At 66.3% G+C, this 20974-nt stretch carries 18 protein-coding genes; 12 read left to right on the top strand and 6 right to left on the bottom strand.

The genetic code is table 11. The features are described from left to right. The first annotated feature begins 1 nt into the window (after position 1). The 5 genes from mrdA (at position 2) to LG367_RS11620 (ending at position 7351) form a co-directional block, all read left to right on the top strand. Positions 2-2110, top strand: a complete 2109-nt coding sequence (gene mrdA, locus LG367_RS11640) for a penicillin-binding protein 2 (protein ID WP_319004022.1) — start codon at positions 2-4, stop codon at positions 2108-2110. Beyond that, positions 2107-3219: a rod shape-determining protein RodA gene (rodA, locus tag LG367_RS11635; RefSeq protein ID WP_226469421.1), complete on the top strand. Its 1113-nt coding sequence runs from the start codon at positions 2107-2109 to the stop codon at positions 3217-3219. Before mrdA ends, rodA begins: the two co-directional genes overlap by 4 nt. An 83-nt stretch (positions 3220-3302) precedes the next feature. Next, positions 3303-4466, top strand: a complete 1164-nt coding sequence (gene mltB, locus LG367_RS11630) for a lytic murein transglycosylase B (protein WP_226469420.1) — start codon at positions 3303-3305, stop codon at positions 4464-4466. Further along, complete coding sequence (locus LG367_RS11625; RefSeq protein ID WP_226469419.1) at positions 4463-5962, top strand: septal ring lytic transglycosylase RlpA family protein; 1500 nt, start codon at positions 4463-4465, stop codon at positions 5960-5962. The genes mltB and LG367_RS11625 overlap by 4 nt, the downstream gene beginning before the upstream one ends. Positions 5963-6103: 141 nt before the next feature. Beyond that, positions 6104-7351 carry a D-alanyl-D-alanine carboxypeptidase family protein gene (locus LG367_RS11620; RefSeq protein ID WP_226469418.1) on the top strand — a complete coding sequence of 416 codons (1248 nt, stop codon included), beginning with the start codon at positions 6104-6106 and terminating at the stop codon, positions 7349-7351. Between the two features lie 72 nt (positions 7352-7423). Here the strand turns inward: LG367_RS11620 and LG367_RS11615 are convergent, their stop codons facing one another. Then, on the bottom strand, positions 7424-8374 hold the full coding sequence (locus LG367_RS11615) for a CsgG/HfaB family protein (protein ID WP_226469417.1): 951 nt from the start codon (positions 8372-8374) through the stop codon (positions 7424-7426). Between the two features lie 114 nt (positions 8375-8488). On the opposite strand from LG367_RS11615, the gene LG367_RS11610 reads away from it, so the two are divergent. The 5 genes from LG367_RS11610 to LG367_RS18645 all read left to right on the top strand — a co-directional run bounded on the left by LG367_RS11610 (position 8489) and on the right by LG367_RS18645 (position 13891). Further along, positions 8489-8767, top strand: a complete 279-nt coding sequence (locus LG367_RS11610) for a DUF493 family protein (protein WP_226469416.1) — start codon at positions 8489-8491, stop codon at positions 8765-8767. Next, on the top strand, positions 8755-9441 hold the full coding sequence (gene lipB / locus LG367_RS11605; protein WP_226469415.1) for a lipoyl(octanoyl) transferase LipB: 687 nt from the start codon (positions 8755-8757) through the stop codon (positions 9439-9441). Before LG367_RS11610 ends, lipB begins: the two co-directional genes overlap by 13 nt. Before the next feature lie 39 nt (positions 9442-9480). Then, entirely contained in the window at positions 9481-10497 is a 1017-nt protein-coding gene (lipA, locus tag LG367_RS11600; RefSeq protein WP_226469414.1) for a lipoyl synthase, read from the top strand. A gap of 263 nt (positions 10498-10760) precedes the next feature. Continuing rightward, entirely contained in the window at positions 10761-12947 is a 2187-nt protein-coding gene (locus tag LG367_RS11595) for a carboxy terminal-processing peptidase (protein ID WP_226469413.1), read from the top strand. Positions 12948-13045: 98 nt separating this feature from the next. After that, on the top strand, positions 13046-13891 hold the full coding sequence (locus tag LG367_RS18645; RefSeq protein WP_319004021.1) for a methylated-DNA--[protein]-cysteine S-methyltransferase: 846 nt from the start codon (positions 13046-13048) through the stop codon (positions 13889-13891). A gap of 18 nt (positions 13892-13909) precedes the next feature. Here the strand turns inward: LG367_RS18645 and LG367_RS11580 are convergent, their stop codons facing one another. Beyond that, positions 13910-14404, bottom strand: a complete 495-nt coding sequence (locus tag LG367_RS11580; protein ID WP_226469412.1) for an Lrp/AsnC family transcriptional regulator — start codon at positions 14402-14404, stop codon at positions 13910-13912. A 151-nt stretch (positions 14405-14555) separates the two neighbouring features. Between LG367_RS11580 and yedA the strand changes: the two genes are divergently transcribed. Continuing rightward, entirely contained in the window at positions 14556-15491 is a 936-nt protein-coding gene (yedA, locus tag LG367_RS11575) for a drug/metabolite exporter YedA (RefSeq protein ID WP_226469411.1), read from the top strand. Beyond that, complete coding sequence (gene rarD / locus LG367_RS11570) at positions 15488-16402, top strand: EamA family transporter RarD (RefSeq protein WP_226469410.1); 915 nt, start codon at positions 15488-15490, stop codon at positions 16400-16402. The genes yedA and rarD overlap by 4 nt, the downstream gene beginning before the upstream one ends. 271 nt (positions 16403-16673) lie before the next feature. Here rarD and LG367_RS11565 read toward each other — a convergent pair whose 3' ends face one another. The 4 genes from LG367_RS11565 to LG367_RS11550 form a co-directional block, all read right to left on the bottom strand. Then, positions 16674-17246, bottom strand: a complete 573-nt coding sequence (locus LG367_RS11565; RefSeq protein ID WP_226469409.1) for a hypothetical protein — start codon at positions 17244-17246, stop codon at positions 16674-16676. 14 nt (positions 17247-17260) lie between these two features. Then, positions 17261-19444 (bottom strand): xanthine dehydrogenase family protein molybdopterin-binding subunit, encoded by a 2184-nt coding sequence (locus LG367_RS11560; protein WP_226469408.1) that lies wholly within the window; start codon positions 19442-19444, stop codon positions 17261-17263. A gap of 178 nt (positions 19445-19622) precedes the next feature. Continuing rightward, positions 19623-20075: a (2Fe-2S)-binding protein gene (locus tag LG367_RS11555; protein ID WP_226469407.1), complete on the bottom strand. Its 453-nt coding sequence runs from the start codon at positions 20073-20075 to the stop codon at positions 19623-19625. Between the two features lie 244 nt (positions 20076-20319). Next, positions 20320-20967 (bottom strand): hypothetical protein, encoded by a 648-nt coding sequence (locus LG367_RS11550; protein ID WP_226469406.1) that lies wholly within the window; start codon positions 20965-20967, stop codon positions 20320-20322. Positions 20968-20974: the final 7 nt, after the last annotated feature.

The following is a 20974-nucleotide window of genomic DNA, read 5'->3' as shown; positions in this document are numbered from 1 at the left end:
GATGCGGCGGCCACAACGCCAACGGATCAAGAACCAGCACGCGGAATCGGCGCAGTTCCGCCTGCGCGCCCTGCTCGGATTCGCGGTCGTGGTGCTGTGCCTGGGCGGATTGGCGGGGTGGTACTTCAAGCTGCAGGTAGTCGATCACGCCGACTACGCCAAGCGCTCGGAAGCCAATCGCGTCAAGCCGCGTCCCGTGGTGCCGGCGCGCGGGCTGATCTACGACCGCAAGGGCCGCATCCTCGCCGACAACGTGCCGGCATTCCGCTTGGACGTGGTGCCGGAGACGGCCGGCGACACGAAGGTGTTGATCGAGCATCTGTCGAAGATCATCGCGCTCACGCCCGACGACATCGCCCAGTTCGAGCGCGTGCGCAAGGCCAAGCGCGGCTTCAACGCCGTCACGCTGAAGCTGCGGCTCACGCCCGAGGAAATCTCGCGCTTCGCCGTCGACCAGTGGCGCTTCCCCGGCGTGACGGTCGAGCCGTATCTCACGCGTCGCTATCCCTACGGCGAGCTGTTCGCGCATATCGTCGGCTACGTCGGCCGCACCGACGAGAAGGACATTGCCGCCTTCGGCGCCGAGCACGGCGTGTTCACGCATACCGGGCGTTCGGGCATCGAGCGTTTCTACGACGAAATACTGCGTGGCAAGATCGGCTTCGAGGAAGTGAAGACCAACGTCGAGGGGCGGCCGCTGGGCCGTGTCGGACGCGTGCCCGCCACCGCCGGCACCGATCTGCGTCTGTCCGTGGATGCCGATCTGCAGCGCGCGATGGTGGACGCCTTCGGCGACAACGACGGCGCCGCCGTGGCGATCGATCCCAAGACCGGCGAGATCCTCGCCATGGTCAGCCTGCCCAGCTACGACCCGAATCTGTTCGTCAACGGCATCTCCAACACCGACTACCGGCGCCTGATGGACAACCCGTCGCGGCCGCTGTTCAACCGCAACGTGCTCGGCGGTGGTCCGCCGGGATCGACGATCAAGCCGTTCGTGGCCCTGGCCGGCCTGGAGAGCGGCCTGCGCACGCCGCAATCCCAGGTGTACTCCACCGGCGAGTTCCACATTCCGGGACAGAAGCGCGGCTATCGCGACGCGCACGGCGGCGCCGGCATGACCAATCTGCGCAAGTCGATCGCGCAATCGGTGAACTACTACTACTACAAGCTCGCCTACGACATGGGCATCGCCCGTTTCGACAGCTATATGCGCCGCTACGGATTCGGCCAGCCGACCGGCATCGACATGATGGGCGAGAACGACGGCATCGTGCCGTCACCGCAGTGGAAGGCCAAGCACAGCAAGGAGCCGTGGTATGCCGGCGAGACGGTGATCTCCGGCATCGGCCAGGGCTACTGGATCGCGACCACGCTGCAGCTCGCGCGCGGCGTGGCCGCGATCGCCGACAACGGGCAGGGGCATCGCCCGCATCTGGCGCGCGATCGCCGCGACGGTTTCGACAAGCCGTGGACGCCGATACCGCAGCCGGCGCCGACGGCGCTCACGTCGCATGTCGGCTACGTGCGCGAAATCCAGGGCGGCATGGAAGGCACGATCTACGATCCGGGCGGCACCGGCCGCGCGATGGCGCGCGGTGCGCCGTATCGCATGGCCGGCAAGACCGGCACGGCGCAGAAGATCAGCCGCCGCGGCAATGTCAGCCTCAATCCGCACAGCCTGCCGCTGCATCTGCGCCATCAGGCCTGGTTCGTCGGCTACGCACCTGCGGAGGATCCGCAGATCGCGATCGCCGTGATCGTCGAGCACGGCGGCTTCGGCGGCAGCGCCGCCGCGCCGGTGGCACGCAAGGTGTTCGACACCTGGCTGCTCGGCAAATTGCCCGAGCGCGATCCGGACAGCATTCCCTTCACCGCGATCGGCGCGGAAGCGGTCGCCGCCGCGGAAGCGGGCATGTTGCCGCCGAAGCCCGAGGACGCGGTGCGGGAGCGGACACGCCGGTTCCTGCCGGTGTCGGGCGCGGCGCCTTCGTCCGTGTTGCCCTCCGCGGTTGAGCCGATCGAAACGGCCGATGCGGTTGGAGAAGACATCGATCCGGCGGCGATCACAACAGATGCTTCCGCCGCGCAAACAGGAGCCACGCATTGAGCATCATCTTGCGTTGGCTCCTCGACCTGTTCCTCCGCGTTACCCGTACGCTCGATTGGGCTTTGATCGCGCCACTCGTCGCCCTGATGGCGATCGCGCTCGCCGTGCTCTACAGCGCCGGCGGCGACAACGGCATGCAGCTGGTGATCGCGCAGAGCGCGCGTTACGTGGTTGGTCTCGGCGCGATGTGGGCGCTGTCGTGGATGTCGCCGCTGCGCCTGCGCGATCTCACGCCGACGGTGTTCGCCGCCACGCTGATCCCGCTATTGCTCGTGCTGGCGATCGGCACCGGCAAGCACGGCCGGCACTGGCTCGATCTCAAACTGTTCTATTTCCAGCCTTCCGAACTGCTCAAACTCAGCCTGCCGATGATGGCGGCCTGGTATCTCGATCGTCAGTGGCTGCCGCCGCGCATCGGCACCGTGCTGATCACCGCCGTCATCATCCTCGTGCCGACGGGGCTCGTGATGCTGCAACCGGATTTCGGCACGGCGATGCTGGTCGCGATCAGCGGCGCGTTCGTGCTATTCCTGGCCGGATTGCCGTGGTGGTGGTTCGCGCTCGGCTTCGGCGGCATCGCGGCGGCGGCGCCGATCGCCTGGTTCTGGTTCCTGCGGCCGTATCAGAAGGACCGCATCCTCACCTTCCTCGATCCCGAATCCGATCCGCTCGGCACCGGCTGGAACATCATCCAGTCGAAGATCGCGATCGGCTCCGGTGGCATGACCGGGCAGGGCTGGGGGCAGGGCTCGCAATCACATCTGAACTACCTGCCCGAGCACACCACCGACTTCATCTTCGCGGTGTTGTCGGAGGAATTCGGCTGGATGGGCGTCGCCGTGGTGCTGGCGCTGTACCTGTTCATCGTCGGCCGATGTCTGTGGATCGCGGCCGAATCGCGCGACGGCTATTCGCGATTGCTCGCGGGCAGTCTCGGCCTCGCCTTCTTCGTCTACGTGATCGTCAACGGCGGCATGATTTCCGGCCTGTTGCCCGTGGTCGGCGTGCCGATGCCATTGCTCAGTTACGGCGGAACCGCGGCGGTGTCATTGCTGGCCGGCATCGGCGTGGTGATGGCGGTGCGCAATCATCGGCCGATTCATGCGTAGCACTCGATTTAGCGATCGTGCTTAACAATCGAGGCTGAACACGCGGTCAGCCGTCATCGCGCACGCGTGCTACCCTCGCGCCGATGATCCGACGCGCCCACGCCTCCGCATTGCACGCCTCCGCACCGTTCATCGTTCTGATCCCGCTCGCGCTGGCCGCGTGCGCGACGCAGGCGGTCCCTCCTTCCTCGACTAGCAAGGTCGCCGCACCGACAGCGGTGACGACGCCAGTCACGCAGACGTTGCTGCCGAAAGTGCCGCAGCCGCCGGAACGTCCGGTGGCGCCGCCGTCGGTGACCGATCCGGCGATCCCGATGGAGCAGCGCGTCGCCGCCTTCGTCGATTACACCGCGCAGACCTACGGCGTCGATCCGAACTTCATCCGTTCGACGCTGGCGCAGGCGGTGTATCAGCAGAAGATCATCGACGCGATCACGCGCCCGGCCGAAGCGGTGAAGCCGTGGCGCGACTATCGCCCGATCTTCATGACCGACGCGCGCATCGAGGGCGGCCGCGCGTTCTACGCCGAGAATCGCGAGGCGCTCGACCGCATCAGCGCCGAGACCGGCGTGCCCGCGGAGATGATCGTCGCGATCATCGGCGTGGAAACCAATTACGGGAAGAACACCGGCAGCTATCGCGTGATCGACGCGCTGTACACGCTGGCGTTCTGGCATCCCAAGCGCGCACCGTTCTTCGCGGGCGAATTGGCGCAGCTGTTCGGGCTGGTGAAGGAAGAGCCGCAGCTCGATATCCTGACGCTGAAAGGCAGCTATGCCGGCGCCATGGGCATGGGCCAGTTCATGCCGTCGAGCTGGCGCAACTGGGGCAAGGATGGCGACGGCGATGGCCGGCGCGATCTGCTCACGCACAAACCCGACGTGTTCGCCTCCATCGCCAACTATTTCGTCGCGCATGGCTGGGAGCGCGGCGGCGCGGTGGTCGCACGCGTGACGCGCGCGCCCGAGGCTGCCGATTTCGTGCCGGAAGGTGACCCGAAGGCGCTGGACCCGATCTATCCGCAGGCCTATTTCGCCGCGCGCGGCTATCGCCCGCAGCCCGGCGAGCCGGTGGTCGAGGGCGCCACGCTGCTCTCGCTCGATGGCGAGGCGGGCAAGGAGTACTGGTTCGGCTATCGGAACTTCTACGTCATCAGCCGCTACAATCGTTCCCCGATGTACTCGCTCGCCGTCTATCAGCTGGCGCAGGCCATCCGTAACGGTACGGTTGGCAGCGGCACGTCATGAGACGACTGCTGCTCTCGTCGGCGATCCTGGTCTCGATGCCGCTCGTGCTGGCGTCTTGCGCCAGCAACCCCAAGAAATCCGCTTCCGAAGCCGTGGCGCTGCCTGAGAAAGGCTCGATCGGACGTTCGGCGCTCCCGTCGGGGCGCAACAAGCGTTCGCCGTATGCGCCGGCGCAGGAAGATCCGAGCAAGCGCGGCAACTACACGCGCGGCGGTTTGTATGCGCCGGGCGTCGCCGACAGCGCGCCGGACCATATTCCGGACGTCGATGCGATTCCCGAGCCCGATGTCGTCGACGAACCGCGGTCTTCCTACGGCAACCGCACGCCGTACAAGGTGCTGGGCAAATCGTACCGGGTGCTCGACAGCGCCAAGGGCTACGACGAGAAGGGCACCGCCTCGTACTACGGCAACAAATTCCACGGCCGCCGCACCTCCAATCTCGAGGTGTACGACATGTACGCCTTCACCGCGGCGCACAAGACGCTGCCGCTGCCGAGCTTCGCGCGCGTGACCAATCTCGACAACGGCAAGTCGGTGGTGGTTCGCGTCAACGATCGCGGGCCGTTCCACGACGGGCGCCTGATCGATCTGAGTTACGCGGCGGCGGTGAAGCTCGGCATCCATCCGCGCGGCACTGGCAATGTCGAAGTGGTCGGTCTGAGTCCCGGTGAGAACGCGCGCAACGATTACGATGCCGTCGCCTCGCGGCGCGAGCCGGCTGCGAAGCCCGTTGCCGATAGCGGCACGACCGGGCTTCCGCCGGGTGTGCGCATCGCCACCGGCAAGCCCGCGTCGCTGCGCGCGGGTGCGGCTTCGAGCGCGACGACCGCCTCTTCCAGCGCCATCGACACCTTGGTGCAGGCCCTGCCGATCGCTAGCGCCAACGCCAGCGAACGGCAGCCGACCACTGTCGCCAGCGCCGGCTCGCGAACGGCGGCATCCAGCACCGACAAGACGCCGCCGCCCGCTTCCAGCGATCTCGACTGGCGTTTCGACATGCGCCAGGACGGCCGCGCCATGACCGCCGACGAATTCGATGCCTGGATGAAGGCTCGCCGCGCCCGTGTGGCGACCGGCAAGGCCGGGAAGCCGGATCCCTACGGCTCGGCATCGCCCGAAGCCCGGCTGGCCGCGACGCACAAGCCGGCCAAGGAAGCGCGGAAAGAGGCCCGGATGGAGGCCCGCCGCGCCGAGGTTCCGGTCGCGAAGGAATCCATTGCCGCCGCGACGGAACCCGCGCCGTCGGTGCGGATGGCCGCGAAAGACGGTGTGACGCTGCAGGTCGCCGCCTTCGGCGCGCGGGCCAACGCGGAACGCGCGCTGTCGATGCTCAAGGGCGCCGGCGTGTCCGACGCGCGCCTGTTCGACGGCACTTCCGCCGGCAAGCCGATCTGGCGGCTGCGCGTCGGTCCGGTCGATAACGGGCGTGTCGCGGAACTGTCGAGCCGCGTCGTTGGTCTGGGATTCGGCCAGCCGCAGGTCGTTCGCGATTAGAATTTAGGGACGCGGGTCCCTCCGCAAGAGCCCGCACACCTCACCGCGTTGACGGCGCGGTTCGATGTGCGGACTTTCCAATGCTTTATTCAATTTGGCGTCGAGTCCGGCGCCGTGATCGTCTTTGGAGTTCCGTTGTCGATGAAAACCGCCGTTGTCGCACGTGGTGCGCTGTTCGCCGCCGCGCTGTTCACCACCTCGTTCACTTTCGCCGTGGGCCTGGCCGTCGCCCAGACGCCACAGCCGGCCGCCAAGCCCGCGGCCGCCGCTACGACCGCGCTGAGCGATAACCTGCCTATCCCGCCGGCGCCGGCGCCGAAGGTCTCCAAGGCCTGGGTGCTGCTGGATTACGCCACCGGGCAGGTGCTGGCGGGCGACAACGCCGATCTGCGCGTGGAACCGGCCAGCATCACCAAGGTGATGACGTCCTATGTGCTGGCCGCCGAACTGAAGGCCGGCAAGATCAAGCGCGACGATCAGGTGCTGATGAGCGAGAACGCCTGGCGCACCGGCGGTGCCGGCACCGACGGCAGCTACAGCGGCTTCGAGGTCAACAAGACCGCGCCGCTGATCGAGATGGAAAAGGGCATGGTGGTGCAGTCGGGCAACGATGCCGCCATCGCGCTCGCCGAACACGCCGCGGGCAGCGAAGGCGCGTTCGCCAACCTGATGAACGCCTATGCCCAGCGCATCGGCATGAAGAACTCGCACTTTGTCAACGCCACCGGCCTGGCGGCGGAAGGGCATTACTCCACGGCGCACGATCTGGCGCTGCTCGGTCGCGCCCTGGTGCGTGATTTCCCTGAGGCCTACAGCTTCAACAAGATCAAGGAATTCAAGGTCGGCGCGATGAATCCGCAGACCAACCGCAACCTGCTGCTGTGGCGCGATCCGAGCGTCGACGGCATCAAGACCGGTCACACTTCTTCCGCCGGTTACTGCCTGATGGCCTCGGCCAAGCGCGGCGATCAGCGCCTGATCAGCGTGGTGATGGGCGACAGCAGCGAGAACCAGCGCGCGGTGGATTCGCAGGCGCTGCTCAACTGGGGTTTCCGCTTCTACGAAACCCACAAGCTCTACGACGCCAACAAGGTGATCTCGAAGCAGCGCGTGTGGAAGGGCCAGACCGAGGAAGTGCAGCTCGGTGTGGCGCAGGAACTGCTCGTCGGTATCCCGCGCGGCAAGTACGCACAGCTCAAGCCGACCATGGACGTGCCCAAGACGCTGGTCGCGCCGATCAAGAAGGGCCAGAAGGTCGGCACGGTGAAGGTCGCGCTGGCCGGCAAGGTGATCGCCACCGCGCCGCTGGTCGCGCTCGACGGCATCGAGGAGGCTGGATTCTTCGGCCGCCTGTGGGATTCGTTCTGGATGTGGTGGGATTCCGAATAATCCCGTTTCACGCATCGCGCACAAAACAAAAGGCCGGCATTGCCGGCCTTTCGTGTGTCATGACGACGGAGATCAGCGCGAGAGTTCGATCAGGTTCGAGCTGACCCAGCCCTTGTTGCCAAGTTCGTCCTCGACTTCCCACATCGCGCCGTCCTTGTTGCCGGTGGGGTAGAGCATCATGCCCGGATCGAGATCGCGCACCGCGCCGCCCTTGCCATTGGACTGCTTGAGCAGGCGGCCGGGCTTGTTCACGGTCACGGCCTGCTGCGCGTTGGCGGCGGAGGCGTTCTCGGGCAGGCCGCCCAGTTCGGCGACGAGGTCGGTGTAGGCCTGCAGGTAGGCGAGCGTCATCACCTGGCCGATCTCGGTGTTCGAGTAGCTCGACACGCCCACGCCGCCGGCGAGGGTACTCGACAGCCAGCCGGAACCGCCGCCGCTGAAGCCGATGTCGGTCTTGGTGGCATGGCCTTCGGCCATCGCCAGCTGCTCGGACGAGCGCATGTCGGTGACGGTCAGCAGCACGTCGGCGGTCTTTTTCTTCAGGTCGACCCCGCCCAGGATGCGGCCGGCGCGGCCGCCGAGCAGCCCGCCCAGCGCGCCGCCGATGTTGGTGCCGCCGGCGTCGGAATTCTTGGAGATCAGGTCGGGCACCAGGGCGTAGTCGGCCGCCTTCATCTGGCCCTTGCCCAGGTTGGAACGGTTGCGCAGCTCACCGCTGGAGGCGAGATCGCGCTCGGCCTGCATCGCCGCCAGGCCCTTGCCGCGGTCGACCAGGGTGAAGCACTTGGATTTGCTGACGAATAGCTTGATCAGCGCAGCCGGCGATTCGAGCTGGTAGGAGGACCACCAGTGGTTTTCCGGCTCGAGCACGGTGATCGTGCCCAGTTTCTTGCCGCAGGTGGGGATCTGCGTGGTCTTCTCGGAGCGCTCCTGTTGCGCGCTCTTTCTGGCGAAGGCGTCCTGGCTGGTGAGCAGCAGACAGCAGCACGCGATGGCCAGCGCGTGGCCAGTGAAGGTTTTCATTCTGTTACTACCCCTATGTCCCAATGAAAAAACGAACGATGTGTTCAACTTCCTGTTGCCCGCGAACCCTGGCGCGATCTTGGGATCACGCCCCCCTGGCCGCATAATCGAGGCATGAACATCATATCCGATAACCCCGAGCACGGATTCCAGTTCCCGGGCGAGTTCGAGATCACCGCGATGGGCGCGGCGAGCGCGGGACTGGAAACGGAAATCCCCAGGTTGCTGACCGCCGCCGGCATCGACGTGCTGCACGAAACCATCAGCTGGCGCGAATCCAGCGGTGGCAGGTTCGTCTCGGTGAAGCTGCGCTTTCGTGCCGACAGCCGCGTCCAGTACGAGGCCGCGCACGAGGCCCTGCGCGCGCACCCGGAAGTGAAATGGACGCTGTAGGCGCCATCGGAACGGAGTTGCGTCACGCCGTGGTCCGCGACCTTGGCCGGCAGCCCTACGAGCCGGTCTGGCGCGCGATGCAGCGTTTCACCGATGCGCGCGGCGAGGGCACGCCCGACGAGTTGTGGGTGGTCGAGCACGATCCGGTCTTCACGCTCGGCCAGGCCGGGAAGGACGAACACGTGCTGATGCCGGGCGAGATTCCGGTGCTGCACGTCGATCGCGGCGGCCAGGTCACCTATCACGGGCCGGGGCAGATCGTGGTCTACCCGCTGCTCGACCTGAAGCGTCTGAAAGTGGGCGTGCGCGACTACGTCACCCGCATCGAACAGGCCATCATCGACACCCTGGCCATCTGGAACATCCATGCCGAACGCCGCGACGGCGCGCCCGGCGTGTACGTGAATGAGGCCAAGGTCGCCGCCCTCGGCATCCGCGTGCGCCGCGGCTGCACCTTCCACGGGCTGGCCTTCAACGTGGCGATGGATCTGGAGCCGTTCCACCGCATCAACCCCTGCGGCTACGCCGGGCTGCAAGTGACCTCGGTGCTAGACTTGGGCGGACCGTCCGGCCTGGACGCCGTCAAGGCGCCGCTGCTGGCCGAGCTGGGCCGCCAGTTCGGGCTCGAACTGCACGCCGAGCCGCGTTTGCCCGATCTGTCGCAAGCCGCCTGAGCCTGTCGCCAGGCGCCGCTTCTGATTCCCGAGATTCCGATGAGCGAAACCACCCCCCGCGCGATTCCCCTCCAAGTCGTCTCCGCCGATGCGGCGCAACAGGCGAGTCCGCTGCAGGCGGGAGTGAAACAAGTCGCCGGCGACAAGATCGCGCGTTCGCCGGTGCAATTCGTCGACGCGCCCGTGCTGCGCAAGCCATCGTGGATTCGCGTGCGCATTCCCAGCAACGGCGCGGTGGCCGCGCTCAAGGCCAAGCTGCGCGAGAACCGCCTGGTCACGGTCTGCGAGGAAGCGAGCTGCCCCAATATTCACGAATGCTTCGGCCACGGCACCGCCACCTTCATGATCCTCGGCGAGGTCTGCACGCGCCGCTGCAGCTTCTGCGACGTCGCCCACGGCCGCCCCAAGCCGCCCGATCCGTTCGAGCCGGTGAATCTGGCCAACACCATCGCCGACATGGGACTGAAATACGTGGTGGTGACCAGCGTCGACCGCGACGACCTGCGTGACGGCGGCGCCCAGCACTTCGTCGACTGCATCGCCCAGATCCGCGCCAAGACGCCGAACACCAAGATCGAGATCCTCACGCCGGACTTCCGCGGCAAGGGCCGCATGGAGCGCGCGCTGGAAATCCTGGCCACCAATCCGCCGGACGTGTTCAACCACAACGTCGAGACCGTGCCGGACCTGTACCGCAACGTCCGCCCCGGCGCCGATTACCAGTGGTCGCTGACCCTGCTACAGCAGTTCAAGCGCCAGCATCCGGAGGTGCCCACCAAGTCCGGCATCATGCTGGGGCTGGGCGAAACCATGGAGCAGGTACAGGCCACGCTGCGCGACCTGCGCGCGCACGATGTGGACATGGTCACCATAGGCCAGTACCTGCAGCCCAGCGCGCACCACCACCCGGTGCTGCGCTACTGGACGCCGGAGGAGTTCAAGGCGCTGGAGACCTACGGCATGTCGCTGGGCTTCACCCACGTCGCCTCGGGGCCGCTGGTGCGCTCCTCCTATCATGCCGACCGGCAGGCGGCCGAGGCAGGCGTCGCCGCCTGAGCCTGAATGGGAGCGGGGCGAGGCTCCGCACGAGGACGATCCGCCTACGTTTCATTCACAACCGTTCCAATCGCCACGGGTAGAGTGGTCCAAGGCGCAACTTTCGGACTGTTGCGTCGTCTAAACCGGACCCTATAGTGGTACTACCGTCCGTGGCGCATTCGATTGGCTCCGGACACCCTCCAGCCCGGCTCCGCCGGGTTTCCAGGGCCGCAGCGGCGCCTCCACACGTTCGCCGACGCGGCCCATCATCGAGTGAACGCATGAATCTGTCCCGCCCGCTGTCCATTTCCCTGATTGCCCTGGCCCTCTCGGTACCACTGGTGCTGATGGCGCGCGGCGAAGACAAGGCCATTCCCTCGTCCGCCAGCGCCGATCAGGCCACCACGTCCAAGCTGGTCTACGGACTGCTGTCCGACAGCCGCTACGCGTATCGCCCCGGTTCGCTGGACGCGCATCTGTCGGGGGACATCTTCAAGCGTTATCTCGAGGCGCTCGACGGCAGCAAGGTGTTCTTCACCGCCGCCGACATCGCCAAGTTCGAGCCCTACAAGAACACCCTCGGCGATTCCGTCAAGAACGGCCAGCTCGATCCGGCCTTCGCCATCTTCGCCGTCTACAAGCAGCGCGTGAGCCAGCGCCTCGCCTATGCGCGCGCGCTGCTCAATCAGGACATCTTCGACTTCAACGGTAACGACCGTTGGTACTACGAACGCAAGGACGCGCCGTGGGCGAAGGACGAGGCCGAACTCGACGCGCTGTGGAAACAGTCCGTGCGCAACGACTGGCTGCGCCTGAAGCTGGCCGGCAAGAAGCCGGAGGACATCCGCAAGACGCTCGACAAGCGCTACGCCAACAACGCTTCGTCGATCGCCCAGCTCGACGGCAACGACGCGTTCTCCAGCTTCCTCAATGCCTACGCGTCCTCGATCGATCCGCATACCGACTACTTCGATCCGCGCGAGGCCGAACGCTTCAACCAGAGCATGTCGCTGTCGCTGGAAGGCATCGGCGCGCAACTGCAGAAGCAGGACGACGTGGTGGTGATCCGCGAGCTGATCGTCGGCGGCCCCGCCGCGCTCAGCAAGAAGTTCAAGCCGGGCGATCGCATTGTCGGCGTCGGCCAGGGCACCAGCGGCACGATGGAAGACGTGATCGGCTGGCGCATTGACGACGTGGTCGAGAAGATCAAGGGCAAGAGCGGCACGCAGGTGCGCCTGGACATCGTGCCGGCCGAAGCCACGCTCGACAGCAAGCCGGTGCGCGTGGTGCTCACGCGCGCCCGCATCCGCCTGGAAGAGCAGGCGGCGAAATCGCAGATCCTCGATCTGCCCGCCGGCAACGGCGAGCCGCAGCGCCGCATCGGCGTGGTCAAGCTTGAAGCGTTCTATCAGGATTTCGATGGCCGCCGGAAGAACAACGGCGATTACGCCTCGGCCACGCGCGACGTGGCGAAGCTGCTGCAGCAGTTCAAGGCGCAGAAGGTCGACGGCGTGGTGCTGGACCTGCGCAACAACGGCGGCGGTTCGCTCAACGAAGCGGTGGAACTCACCGGCCTGTTCATCGACAAGGGCCCGGTGGTGCAGGTGCGCGAATCCGGCGGTCGCGTCGGCGTGGACAGCGACGACGAGTCCGGTGTTTCCTGGGACGGCCCGCTGGCCGTGCTGGTCAATCGCGGCTCCGCGTCCGCTTCGGAAATCTTTGCGGGCGCCATCCAGGATTACGGCCGCGGTCTGGTGATCGGCGAGACCACCTTCGGCAAGGGCACCGTGCAGAACCTGGTCGACCTCGACCGCTGGCCCGGCAACGAACAGAAGCGCTACGGCCAGGTGAAGCTGACCATCGCGCAGTTCTTCCTGCCCGGCGGCAGCAGCACGCAGAACAAGGGCGTGGTGCCGGACATCCAGTTCCCGGTGATGGTCGACGCCTCCAAGTTCGGCGAGAGCACCTACGACAACGCCTTGCCGTGGACCCGCATCGCCGGCGTGCCGCACACGCAGTACGGCAACTTCGCGATCCTGCTGCCCAGGCTCGATACCCTGCACAAGGCGCGCGTGGCGAACGACAAGGAATTCCAGTGGGTCGAGGAAGACGTCGCCGAATTCCGCGCCGAGGAAGCGAAGAAATACATCTCGCTCAACGAAGCCGAGCGCCGCGCCGAGCGCGATCGTCAGGACGCCAAGCGCAAGTCGCGTCAGGAGCAGCGCAAGGCGCTTGGTCTGCCGCTCGATCCGCTGGCCGACGATGCCGCCGACGATGGCCTGACGTACAGCGAACGCGACATCGCCAAGGACGCAGCGCGCGAGAAGGCGGCGGAGAAGGCACCTGATCCGCTGCTGCGCGAATCCGCGTCGATTCTCGGCGATGCGATCCAGCTGCTGCACAACGATCGCACGCTGGCCGGACAGGTGTTGCCTGAAGCGAAAACGCCGGGACATTGGGCTGACTGATCGCTGTCGGATCAGGTTTTCTTCTCCCGCATGAGCGAGGGAAGGACAGTGCAAGAATCGGATAGCGGGCGCCTCGGGCGCCCGTTATCGTTCATGCCGTGGACAAAATCAACGACAAACTAGAACGCGCCCGCAAACTGCTCGAAGGCGACGATCTCTCGCTCGCCGAACTGGCCGGCGCGGTAGGCCTGAGCGCTTCGCATCTGCAGCGGCGTTTCCGCGCGCAGTTCGGCCTCAGCCCGGCCGAATACAGCGCGCAGCGCAAACTCGAACTGCTGAAGGCGGCCTTGCGCGAAGGCGACGACATCAGTGGCGCGCTTTACGACGCCGGCTACGGCTCGCCCTCGCGCGTGTACGAGGGCGGCGCGGTCAAGCTCGGCATGACGCCCGCGCGCTATCGCGCCGGCGGCGCCGGTGAAGCGATCCGCTGGAGCGTCATCGACACCGCGCTGGGCCGTGCGCTCGTCGCCGCCACCGAGCGCGGAATCTGCATGGTCGAGGTCGTGGCCTCTTCGGGCGAGAATGCCGAACTCGAAGCGAAACTGCGCACCGAATTCCCGAACGCGAACCTTGAGCGCGTCGATGCCGGACGCGACGAATTCCTGGCCCCGCGCGTGCGCGCGGTGGCGGATGCACTCGCAGGCAAACGCACGCAGGTGCCGGTCGATCTGCTCGGCACGGCGTTCCAGAAGCGCGTTTGGGATGCACTGATGAAGATCCCGGCCGGACAGACGCGCAGCTATGCCGAAGTCGCGGCGGGGCTGGGCGAGCCGCGCGCCACGCGCGCGGTCGCCAGTGCCTGCGCGCACAACCGCATCGCGGTGATCGTGCCCTGTCATCGCGTGATTCGCGGCGACGGTTCGCTCGGCGGTTATCGCTGGGGCTTGCCGCTGAAGGACCGCCTGCTGCAGCGCGAGCATGCCGGCCGCGGCAATGCGGCCTGATGCTTCGCCGGCGCGGTCCTACTTGCGCCGGCGCGGCGGCGGCCGGGTCGGTAGCTGCAGGCCCAGCTTCACCGTGTCGAACACGAACCGGGTGTCGTAGCGCTTGATGTTGCCCTCGTCGTAGAACAGGCGCTCGGCGACCTCGCGGCAATGGGCGATGCTGGTGGTGGCCAGGATCACCAGATAATCCCAGTCGCCGGCCAGCACGTAGCACTGCTGCACTTCCGGCGCGGCGCGCATGCGGGCATGGAAGGCGGTGTGTTTCTTGGCCGATTCGCGTTCCAGCGTCACCAGCACGGCGGCCAGGGTGAGATTGCCGAGTTGCGCCGGATCGAGCACCGCCACCTGACGCAGCAGCCCGCTCTTGCGATAGCGCGTCAGCCGGCGCTGCACGGCGCTCGCTGATAGGCCGACCGCATCGCCGAGCACCGACAGCGTGGTGTCGGCGTCGCGCTGCAGCAGCTCGAGCAGCTTGTGGTCGAACTCGTCGAGAATCGGAGGTGTCGCTGCCATGAATCGTCCTCAAGCCAGCTATGCAAAATTTTCGCGTTTGGATGCACGAAATTTCAAGCAGTGTGCTTGCTGTCCCGCTAGTCTGCACCCATGGAGCTGTTGAAACCGATCGCGCGCCGCGCGACTCGCAGCTCCGACTCTGGAACCCCACATGTCTGCCTCTTCCGTCTCCGCCATGCCGCGCGGCCTAGCCGTCGCGCTCGCGCTTGCCGCCGTGTACGTGGTCTGGGGGTCGACCTACCTCGGCATTCGCTTCGCGCTCGAAGGCGGATTCCCGCCTCTGCTGATGGGAGGCATCCGCTTCCTGATCGCCGGCAGCTTGATGTATGCCGTCCTGCGGCTGCGCGGCATGCCGGCGCCGACGCTACGGCAGTGGCGCAACAGCGCCTTGATGGGCGTGTTGCTGCTGGGTGGCGGCAATGGCTTGGTGTGCATCGCGGAGCAGTCGGTGTCCTCGGGCCTGGCCGCGATGGCGGTGGGTTCGGCACCGCTGTGGATCGGTCTGTTCTCGGCGATGCGCGGCCAGTCTCCGACACGCATCGAATGGCTGGGGCTGGGCATCGGCTTCGTGGGCGTGCTGTGGCTCAACGCCGGTGGCAGCCTCACGGCGACGCCGTGGGGGCTGGTGGCGTTGCTCGTGGCCTCGGTGGTGTGGGCATTCGGTTCGGTGTGGAGCCGAGGCCGCGATCTGCCCACGCCCTTCATGGGCGCGGCGGCGCAGATGCTGTGCGGCGGTGCCGTGATGCTGGTGGTCGGGTTGCTGTTGGGCGAACGCTTCGCGGCGGTGCCCACGCCCAAGGCGCTGGCGTCGGTGGGCTATCTGCTGTTGTTCGGTTCGCTGATCGGGTTCTCCGCGTACATCTGGTTGCTGCACAACGTGCGTCCGGCGCTGGCCGGCAGCTACGCCTACGTCAATCCGGTGATCGCGGTGGTTCTCGGTGTGATGCTGGCGGGTGAACGCTTCACCGCGCACGACATCGGTGCGATGGCTGTGATCCTGCTCGGCGTGGTCGCGATCACGCTCGGCAAACTGCGCGCGCAGAAGCAGACGGTGACGACGCAGCGCCCCGCCGAGGAAACGGCATGACGCCCACGCTCGCCCTCGATCGCCGCGGTTTGTGGACCGCGGCCGCTTCCTTCGTGCTCTGGGGTTTGATGCCGTTGTACTGGCATGCCCTGAAGGCGGTGCCGTCGCTGCAGATCGTGCTGCATCGCGTGGTGTGGAGCACGATCCTGGTCGTCGGCTGGCTGTGCTGGAAGCAGGGCGTGCAATGGTGGCGTGCGTTGCTGTCGCAGCCGCGCGTCGCCGGCTTGCTGGCGTTGAGCGGAACGCTGATCGCGTTCAACTGGAGCCTGTACATCTGGGCGGTGAACGCGGGGCATGTCGTGGAGACGAGTCTCGGTTACTTCATCAATCCGCTGCTCAACGTGGTGCTGGGCGTGCTGTTGCTGCGCGAGAAGCTGACGTCGGCGCAGTGGCTGGCGGCGGGGATCGCGACGATCGGCGTGCTGTGGCTGACGTTCAACTACGGCAGTTTTCCGTGGATCGCGTTGGCGCTGGCCGGCTCGTTCGGGTTGTACGGACTGGTGCGCAAGATAGTGGCGGTGGATTCGATTCCCGGGCTCGGGATCGAGAGCCTGTATCTATTCCTGCCGGCGCTCGCTCTGTTGGTGTGGAGCGAGACGCATGGGGCCGGTCAGTTCTTCTCCGCCGGATGGGGCACCGGGATGGATGCGCTACTGGTGCTGGCGGGCGCGCTGACGGCGTTGCCGTTGATCGGGTTCGCTTATGCGGTGCGGCGGGTGCCTTATTCGATCATCGGGTTGATGCAGTACATTGCGCCGACGTTGCAGTTCTTGATCGGGGTGTTTGTGTTGCATGAGCCGTTTGATCGGGATCGGTTGATTGGGTTTGTGTTTATTTGGATCAGTTTGGCCATTTTTGCTGGTGAGGGGTGGTGGCGGTCGCGGCGGCGGGTAGTGGCTGAGGCGACGTAGCCTTCGCTCGTCATCCCAGCGGAAGCTGGGATCCATTTGGCTGTTGCCGTTGCCGTTGCTCGTCATTCCCGCGAAGGTGGGTTTTTAACAGCCGAATGGCTGGTCATCCAGTGTCTTTGCTCTTGGCTGTTGCTGTCGAAAATCAAAAGCGTTTCGTCCGCTACGCGGCCGAGTTCATTTCTTTTGGTAAGCCCCAAAAGAAATGAACTCGCCCCTTCAGGGGCGAAACGCCTTTGCTCCTACCAATGGCAAGCAGCGAAGAACCGAAAGCTCAACCTTCCGGACAAGGCCCACCAGCATCAGCCCAAGTCTTGAACGCCGCCACAAACTGATCATGCGGCACCGACACCGGCTTGCGTTCGCCACCCGGCTGCCACCCCCACAACACCAGCTTGTCCTCGCTGACATGCTTGAGCAGCGCGGCGAAGTCGCGGTCGCCGTTCTTCGACTTGTCCTGGATCATCTCGCACAGTTCCTTCGCCGGCAGTCCGATCCAGGCCATCTTGTGATCGGGCGGGGGCAGGTGCCAGTTCGGTGCGCCGGGCGGGGCATGCGGGCCGTAGCTGGCGGGGGAGTTCTGCACGCCGTGGCAGGTGCTGCAAGGCAGGCCGGGCGCGCCCTTGCCTTCGGGGCCGCGGACGACGCTCATGGCGTGCGGGGTCTGGGCATCGAACTGCAGCGGCTGGTCACCGGGGATGTGGCAGTTGCTGCAGCGCGGATGCTGGAACACTTTCTCGACGGTGGCGAAGGCTTCGATCGCCTTGGCCTTCTGTTCCGGGCTGACGCGTTGGCCGCAGGCGGCGAGGGCGAGCACGGCGAGACACAGTAGGGCGGAACGCTTCATCGTCGTTCTCCTCTTCAAGCTTTCGTCGCGGGCGTGGCTGCAAGCTGCAATGGCAGTTCGCGCAGTCGCTGTCCGGTGAGCGCGAACACCGCGTTCGCCACCGCCGGTGCGATCGGCGGCGTGCCGGGTTCGCCGACGCCCCCCATTTTTTCCGTGCTCGGCACGATGTGGACTTCCACCACCGGCATCTCGTGCATGCGCAGGACGGTGTAGTCGTGGTAGTTGGATTCCTGCACGCGACCTTCCTTGAAGGTGAGCTTGGAGTGCAGGGCGGCACCGAGGCCGAAGGCGATGCCGGATTGCATCTGCGCTTCCACGGCACTGGGGTTCACGGCGAGGCCGCAGTCGATCGCGCAGACCACGCGATGTACCTTGATTGTGCCGTCTTCCACCGAGACTTCCGCCGCCTGCGCGACGTAGCTGCCGAAGGATTCGTGCACGGCGATGCCCTTGCCGCGGCCTTTCGCCAGCGGCTTGTCCCAGCCGAATTTCTCGGCGGCGAGGTTCAGCGCGGCGAGATGGCGTGGATGGTCCTTGAGCAGCGTGCGGCGGTATTCGAGCGGGTCCTTGCCGGCGGCGTGCGCGAGTTCGTCGACCAGGCTCTCCATCACGAAGCCGTTGTAGCTGTGGCCGACCGAACGCCACCACAGCACCGGGATGCCGGTGTCCGGCGAGTGCAGGTCGACGCGATGCGCCGGCGTGCCCGCCAGGTATGGCGAATCGGCGACACCTTCCACGGAAGTGGCATCGACGCCGTTCTTGATCATCGCCGACGCGAACGGCGTGCCGGCGATGATCGACTGCCCGACCAGGGTCTGCAGCCATGCGATCGGCTTGCCGTCGGCGTCGAGGCCGACCTTGGCATGCTGCACGTAGGCGGGGCGGTAGTAGCCGCCGCGGATGTCGTCCTCGCGCGACCAGACCGTCTTCACCGGCGCCTTCGCGGCTTTCGCCACTTCGACCGCTTCGGTGACGAAATCGGAGGCCGGCGTGGCGCGACGGCCGAAGCCACCGCCGAGGAAGGCGGTATGGACGAAGACCTGTTCCGGCTTCAAACCGGTGATCCTGGCGCCGACTTGCTGATCGATGGTCTGGAATTGGGTACCGGTCCAGATTTCGCACTTGTCGCTGTCGATCTTCACCGTGCAGTTGAGCGGCTCCATCGGCGCATGCGCGAGATAGGGCACCGCATATTCGACTTCCACGGTTTTCTTCGCGTTCGCCATTGCGGCGACGGCATCGCCCGCCTGCGCGGCGACCGCGCCGAGTGTGGTCGCCAGCTTGGTGAACTGATCGCGCAGGGCGGCGGTGTCGAGCGTCGCGTGCGGGCCGAGGTCCCATTCGACCTTCAGCGCATCGCGGCCGAGCTTGGCGGCCCAGTAGTGATCGGCGATCACGGCCACGCCGCTCGGCACCTGCACCACGTCGCGCACGCCAGGCACCGCTTTCGCCGCGGTGGCATCGAAGGACTTCACCTTGCCGCCGAACACCGGCGAGCGCGCCACCACGGCGGTGCGCAGGCCTTCGAACTGCACGTCCATGCCGAACTGGGCACGGCCGGTGATCTTTTCCGGCGTGTCGAGGCGGTTGGTCGGCTTGCCGATGATCTTCCAGTCCTTCGGTTCCTTGAGCTTCAGCGATTTCGGATCGGGTGCCGTTAGCTTTGACGCTTCGTCGGTGAGTTCGCCGTAGCGCAGGCGTTGATCGCCGGCGATGACGTGGCCGTTCTCGGTGCGGATCTGGTCGGCCGGTACTTTCAGGCGCGCGGCGGCGGCCTGCACGAGCAGGGCGCGTGCGGTGGCGCCGGCCTGGCGGTAGCGGTCGAATTCGCTGTAGGTCGTGGAGGAACCGCCAGTCATCTGGATGCCGAACAACGTGCTCTTGTAGGGATCGCCAGCGGGCGCGTGCTCGACCTTGATCTTCGACCAGTCTGCGTCGAGCTCCTCGGCGATCAGCATCGGCAGCGTGGTCCAGATGCCCTGGCCCATTTCCGAGTGGGCCAGCAGCACGGTCACGCTGTCGTCGGTGCCGATGCGCAGGAAGGCGTTGGGCGCGAAGGCGGTTGCGGCCGCGGCCGGTTCCTGCGCCAGGGCGAAGCGCTTCGCGCCGGGGACCACGAAGCCGATCACCAGGCCGCCGCCGACAAGCGCGCTGGTCTTGAGGAAGTTGCGACGGGCCGGATCGAGGACTGCGTTCATGAGAACCTCCAGATTCCCTTCTCCCGCTTGCCGGATCGAAGTCGCCACAAGCGGTTGAGGGGTGGCCCGTAGGCCGGATGAGGGAGACGGAGTCAGGGTGTGCGGTGTTCGAGGATGTCGGGCCGCGCCCCTCACTCCAACCTTTCTCCTGCGTGCAGGGAAAAGGCTTTGGATGGAATCAGGTGTTCAGTTCGGCCGCGCGATGCACCGCGGCGCGGATGCGCTGGTAGGTGCCGCAGCGGCAGAGGTTGCCGGACAGTGCCTGGTCGATGTCGGCATCGGTCGGCTTGGGCACCTGTGCCAACAGCGCGGCGGCCGACATGATCTGGCCGGACTGGCAGTAACCGCACTGCACCACGTCGAGTTCGGCCCAGGCCTTCTGCACCGGATGGGTGCCGTCCGCCGACAATCCTTCGATGGTGGTGATCTTCTTGCCTTCCACGGCCGAGACCGGCGTGACGCAGGCACGCAGCGGCGCGCCGTCGATGTGGACGGTGCAGGCGCCGCATTGCGCGATGCCGCAACCGAACTTGGTGCCGGTCATGCCGAGCAGATCGCGCAGCACCCAAAGCAGCGGCATGTCGGCCGGCGCGTCGACTTCGCGCTCGGTCCCGTTGACGTGCAGTTTCATGGTCGTCTCCCTGGCGACGGCTGGGGTGACGGGATGTTACCCCCGCTGGCATCCGACTGGTGTGATCGGGGGATCACCAGGGAATGTGCGCGAATGGGGGCGGGACACCGCCGCCGAATGTAAGGAGATTGCCATGCGACACTATCGCGCGCTCACGCCGGGATAGCCTGATCCTGCAAGAATCCGGCACGATCCTGCAAAGCATCGCGGCCGGTCATGCGGTCGGCCGCGATGCCGCAGCGCATCAACGCGCCGCGGTGCGCGCGTCGGTCGTTGACGGGCAGGGCATGCCGGCTTCGGCCCAGGCTTCCAGCGCCTTGACGAACTCGGCGTGGCTGATCGGTGGGGTGCTGCGATGGGCGCCGGGATTCCACGCCCACAATACCAGCGGATCGGTGTGGCTGCCGTAGGCGCCCATGTGCTCGACCACGGACTTGGCGGTGGTGCGATGGCCGTTGCGCTCGGGATCCTTGAGCTGTTCGCAGATCTGCGCCTTCGACAGCCCTTCCCATTTCATCGATGCCGGCGCCAGCTGCCAGTTCGGCGTGCCGGGCACGCGACCGTCGGCGGTGTTGCTGGCCTGGTGGCAGGTCTGGCATTGCAGGGTCGGCGCGCCGTGGCCACCATCGTGCGCGCTGGTGCCGCCGGTGCCGCGCACCACCAGTTGGGTATGGCGGATGCCGGCGTCGGTCTGGCGCGGGAAGTCGACCTGATGGCAGTTCATGCAGCGCGGATGCATGACCACGCTGGCGATCGGATCGAACAGCGCAGGATCGCTGACGGACTTGGCAGGCTTGGGGGCGTTTTCCGCAGCGATGGCCATTGCAGCGGCGACGGCGGAGACGATCCCGAGCAGGGCGACGATGCGCAGCGGGCGATTGCGTACGTTCATGGCGTCC

Origin of the sequence: Luteimonas panaciterrae (assembly GCF_020511115.1) — a bacterium.
Lineage (GTDB): Bacteria > Pseudomonadota > Gammaproteobacteria > Xanthomonadales > Xanthomonadaceae > Luteimonas > Luteimonas panaciterrae.
Note: the sequence above shows the minus strand (reverse complement) of the source record. Positions and strands in the feature narration are given on the sequence as shown.

Bases quoted from the DNA above. Each gene is read 5' to 3' on its own strand.
- mrdA (WP_319004022.1), top strand. From the start codon at position 2: ATGCGGCGGCCACAACGCCAACGGATCAAGAACCAGCACGCGGAATCG.
- mltB (WP_226469420.1), top strand. From the start codon at position 3,303: ATGATCCGACGCGCCCACGCCTCCGCATTGCACGCCTCCGCACCGTTC.
- LG367_RS11625 (WP_226469419.1), top strand. From the start codon at position 4,463: ATGAGACGACTGCTGCTCTCGTCGGCGATCCTGGTCTCGATGCCGCTC.
- LG367_RS11620 (WP_226469418.1), top strand. From the start codon at position 6,104: ATGAAAACCGCCGTTGTCGCACGTGGTGCGCTGTTCGCCGCCGCGCTG.
- LG367_RS11615 (WP_226469417.1), bottom strand. From the start codon at position 8,374: ATGAAAACCTTCACTGGCCACGCGCTGGCCATCGCGTGCTGCTGTCTG.
- LG367_RS11610 (WP_226469416.1), top strand. From the start codon at position 8,489: ATGAACATCATATCCGATAACCCCGAGCACGGATTCCAGTTCCCGGGC.
- lipB (WP_226469415.1), top strand. From the start codon at position 8,755: ATGGACGCTGTAGGCGCCATCGGAACGGAGTTGCGTCACGCCGTGGTC.
- lipA (WP_226469414.1), top strand. From the start codon at position 9,481: ATGAGCGAAACCACCCCCCGCGCGATTCCCCTCCAAGTCGTCTCCGCC.
- LG367_RS11595 (WP_226469413.1), top strand. From the start codon at position 10,761: ATGAATCTGTCCCGCCCGCTGTCCATTTCCCTGATTGCCCTGGCCCTC.
- LG367_RS11580 (WP_226469412.1), bottom strand. From the start codon at position 14,404: ATGGCAGCGACACCTCCGATTCTCGACGAGTTCGACCACAAGCTGCTC.
- yedA (WP_226469411.1), top strand. From the start codon at position 14,556: ATGTCTGCCTCTTCCGTCTCCGCCATGCCGCGCGGCCTAGCCGTCGCG.
- rarD (WP_226469410.1), top strand. From the start codon at position 15,488: ATGACGCCCACGCTCGCCCTCGATCGCCGCGGTTTGTGGACCGCGGCC.
- LG367_RS11565 (WP_226469409.1), bottom strand. From the start codon at position 17,246: ATGAAGCGTTCCGCCCTACTGTGTCTCGCCGTGCTCGCCCTCGCCGCC.
- LG367_RS11560 (WP_226469408.1), bottom strand. From the start codon at position 19,444: ATGAACGCAGTCCTCGATCCGGCCCGTCGCAACTTCCTCAAGACCAGC.
- LG367_RS11555 (WP_226469407.1), bottom strand. From the start codon at position 20,075: ATGAAACTGCACGTCAACGGGACCGAGCGCGAAGTCGACGCGCCGGCC.
- LG367_RS11550 (WP_226469406.1), bottom strand. From the start codon at position 20,967: ATGAACGTACGCAATCGCCCGCTGCGCATCGTCGCCCTGCTCGGGATC.